Raw genomic sequence first — 3,796 nt, forward strand, 5'->3', positions numbered from 1 at the left:
AGCATAATCAGTGCTCAACGACGACCACGCCCCCGCCGCCGCCAGCAACGACCCCGGACCCGGACCGGCGCTCAACAACGCCGAATGCACCTCCGGCGGAAACGCCATCCAGATCGGTGATGTCACAGGCACTCCTGGTTTTGCCGGGCAGCGACCAGCCCAACGGTCTGCGCCCTAGCGCCAGGGGCTGGCTGGGCAGGTCAACTGACCCGGCATTTAATACGACCTGGTGTCGTAGGACAAGACCCGGTCGGGGTATGGGGTATTTGCTGAAACGACGATGTCGTGCGCGTCAAGCACCGAGGAGGGTCGGCAGCTTCAGCGCGGAATCAACCGCCAGCGCGCAGAACACCACCGCCAGGTAGTTGTTGGACTGCAGGAACAGCCGCAGCGGTTTGACCGGCTCGCCGCGGCGCACTCCGGCGTAGAGCTGGTGTGCCATCGCCAGGAACCACACCCCGGCCAGCACCGCAACGGTCGCGTAGAGCCAACCGGCGGCCAGCGCCAACACCAGCGTCGCCGCCACCGTGAGCCACGTATAGATCAGGATCCGCCCGGTGACCTGCCGCTCCGTGGCGACGGCCGGCAGCATCGGTACACCGGCGGCTTTGTAGTCGTCCTTGTACCGCATGGCCAGCGCCCAGGTGTGCGGCGGCGTCCAGAAGAAGATGATCGCGAACATCACCAACGCCGGCCAGCCGATGGTGCCGGTCACCGCCGACCAGCCGATCATCACCGGCATACAGCCGGCTGCCCCACCCCAGACCACGTTCTGGGAGGTGCGGCGCTTGAGCCACAGTGTGTAGACGAAGACGTAGAACGCGATCGTGGCAATGGCCAACAGCCCGGACAGCAGGTTGGTGGTCCACCACAGCCAAAAGAACGACCCCGCACTCAACACCAGGCCGAACACCAGGGCGTTCCGGGTCGGCACGGCGGCGCGCGCCAATGGCCGTCGCGCGGTGCGTTTCATCACCTTGTCGATGTCGGCGTCGGCCACACAGTTGAGCGCGTTAGCGCCGCCGGCGGCCAGGATCCCGCCGATCAACGTGTTGAGGATCAGCAGCGGGTTCACCGTGCCGCGGTCGGCCAACAACATCGCCGGAATCGCGGTCACCAACAGCAGCTCGACGACCCGCGGCTTGGTCAACGCGAAGTAAGCCAGCACAGTGGTGCGTACCGGACTTGGCGCGACGCGCCCGCGAACGCTCACGCAATAACTCCTCGATCGCAGCAGCGCGCAGCTTCTACTACAGACGATGGTAGACCGCGTGGCTACGGCGGCCTGACCGCAGGGTCGGTTCGCAACCGATTGCACATGATCGGATCGGTCATACGCCGTTTGTTCAGCGGCCGACAGTGGTACGACGAATGTTGACCTGCAGTGCGCTGTGATCCCGCACTAGGGTGGGGATGAACCGGCTTGTCGACCTGAGGACTGAGCTTGTGACCACGCTTGAAGACATTTCCGCGCTTACCCAACCGCACCATCCCGACGACTGGACCGAGGTCGACTCGCTTGCGGTCGACACGATCCGGGTGCTGGCCGCCGACGCGGTCCAGAAGGTCGGCAACGGCCATCCCGGGACGGCGATGAGCCTGGCCCCGCTGGCCTACACGTTGTTCCAGCGGGTAATGCGCCACGATCCCAGCGACACCACGTGGCTGGGCCGCGACCGGTTTGTGCTGTCGGCCGGGCACAGCAGCCTGACCCTCTACATTCAGCTTTACCTCGGCGGCTTCGGCCTTGAGTTGTCCGACATCCAGTCGTATCGCACCTGGGGATCCAAGACTCCCGGGCATCCGGAGTTTCGCCACACCAAGGGAGTGGAGATCACCACCGGCCCGCTCGGTCAGGGCCTGGGATCGGCGGTGGGGATGGCGATGGCCGCACGCTTCGAGCGCGGCCTGTTCGACCCCGACGCCGCTCCAGGATCCAGTCCGTTCGACCACTACATCTTTGTGATCGCCTCGGACGGCGACATCGAGGAAGGGGTGACGTCGGAGGCGTCGTCGTTGGCTGCGGTGCAGCAGCTGGGCAACCTCATCGTGTTCTACGACCACAACCAGATTTCGATCGAAGACGACACCAACATCGCGCTGTGTGAGAACACCGCCGACCGCTACCGCGCCTACGGCTGGCATGTGCAGGAGATCGAGGGCGGGGAGAACGTGGTGGCGATCGAGGAGGCCATCGCGAACGCGAAGGCCGTCACGGACCGGCCCTCGTTCATCGAGCTGCGCACGATCATCGGCTATCCGGCACCGAACGCGATGAACACCGGCAAGGCGCACGGCGCGGCCCTGGGCGAGGACGAGGTAGCGGCCACCAAGAAGGTGCTCGGGTTCGACCCCGACAAGCACTTCCAGGTCAGCGACGAAGTGCTGGCCCACACCCGCAAGCTGGTGCAGCGCGGCAAGCAGGCTCACGAACGCTGGCAGCCCGAGTTCGATGCGTGGGCGCAGCGGGAGCCCGAACGCAAGGCGCTGCTGGACCGGCTGCTGGCGCAAAAGCTGCCCGACGGCTGGGACGCGGACTTGCCGCACTGGGAGCCCGGATCCGACGAGATCGCCACCCGCAAAGCGTCCGGTGCGGTGTTGAACGCGGTGGCACCGAAGCTTCCCGAGTTATGGGGCGGGTCCGCCGATCTGGCCGAAAGCAACCTCACCACGATCAACGACGCCGAGTCGTTCGGCCCGCCGTCGATCTCCACCAAACAGTTCAGCGCGACGTGGTATGGCCGCGTACTGCATTTCGGTGTGCGCGAGCACGCGATGGGCGCGATCCTGTCCGGCATCGTGCTGCACGGCCCGACTCGGGCCTACGGCGGCACGTTCCTGACGTTCTCCGACTACATGCGCCCGTCGGTGCGGCTGGCGGCACTGATGGACATCGACACCATCTATGTGTGGACACATGACTCGATCGGTCTGGGCGAAGACGGTCCGACCCATCAGCCCATCGAGCACCTGGCGGCGCTGCGCGCCATCCCGAATTTGTCAGTGGTCCGTCCCGCCGATGCCAATGAGACCGCGTACGCGTGGCACAGCATCTTGGCCCGCGGCAACGGCAGCGGGCCGGTCGGGCTGATCCTGACCCGGCAGGGTGTGCCGGTGCTTGAAGGAACCAGCGCCGAGGGCGTCGCCCGGGGCGGCTACGTACTCGGCGACACCGAAGGCGCCGACCCCGACGTCATCCTGATCGGCACCGGTTCCGAACTGCAGATCGCGGTGGCCGCGCAGAAGGTGTTGGTTGACAAGGGGGTTACCGCGCGGGTGGTCTCGATGCCGTGTGTGGAGTGGTTCGAGTCTCAGCCGTATGACTATCAGGACAGTGTGCTGCCGCCGAGCGTGTCGGCCCGCATAGCTGTCGAGGCCGGTATCGCAATGCCCTGGCACAAAATGGTCGGCGAGGCCGGGCAGATCGTGTCGATCGAGCACTACGGCGAATCCGCGGATTACAAGACCCTGTACCGGGAATTCGGCTTCACCGCAGAAGCCGTCGTTGCCGCCGCCGAACGAGCACTGGACAACTCCAGAAGAAGGGCAGATCAATGACTCAGAATGCCAATCTCGCCGCGTTGAGCGCGGCAGGTGTATCGGTATGGCTGGACGACTTGTCGCGAGACCGGATCAAGTCCGGCAATCTGCAGCAGCTGATCGACACCAGGTGCGTCGTCGGTGTCACCAGCAACCCGACGATCTTTCAGAAGGCGCTGGCGGAAAGCGACACCTACAACGACCAGATCGCCGAGCTGGCCGAACGCGGCGCCGACGTCGACGCCACTGTCCGCAC

4 protein-coding genes are annotated in these 3,796 nt (G+C 65.4%); 2 read left to right on the forward strand and 2 right to left on the reverse strand.

Annotated features, from left to right (window positions below):
- On the reverse strand, positions 1 to 126 hold a 126-nt coding region (locus tag ACFE99_RS23815; RefSeq protein WP_375489174.1), incomplete at its 3' end, for a PPE domain-containing protein.
- 166 nt (positions 127 to 292) lie between these two features.
- Complete coding sequence (locus ACFE99_RS23820) at positions 293 to 1,213, reverse strand: heme o synthase (RefSeq protein ID WP_375489167.1); 921 nt, start codon at positions 1,211 to 1,213, stop codon at positions 293 to 295.
- Positions 1,214 to 1,446: 233 nt separating this feature from the next.
- On the opposite strand from ACFE99_RS23820, the gene tkt reads away from it, so the two are divergent.
- Positions 1,447 to 3,558, forward strand: a complete 2,112-nt coding sequence (gene tkt / locus ACFE99_RS23825) for a transketolase (RefSeq protein ID WP_375489169.1) — start codon at positions 1,447 to 1,449, stop codon at positions 3,556 to 3,558.
- Positions 3,555 to 3,796, forward strand: a 242-nt coding sequence (locus tag ACFE99_RS23830) for a transaldolase family protein (protein WP_375489171.1), incomplete at its 3' end; no start/stop codon positions are given. The genes tkt and ACFE99_RS23830, both read left to right, overlap by 4 nt.

It is taken from the genome of uncultured Mycobacterium sp. (assembly GCF_964249325.1).
Taxonomy (GTDB): Bacteria; Actinomycetota; Actinomycetes; order Mycobacteriales; family Mycobacteriaceae; genus Mycobacterium.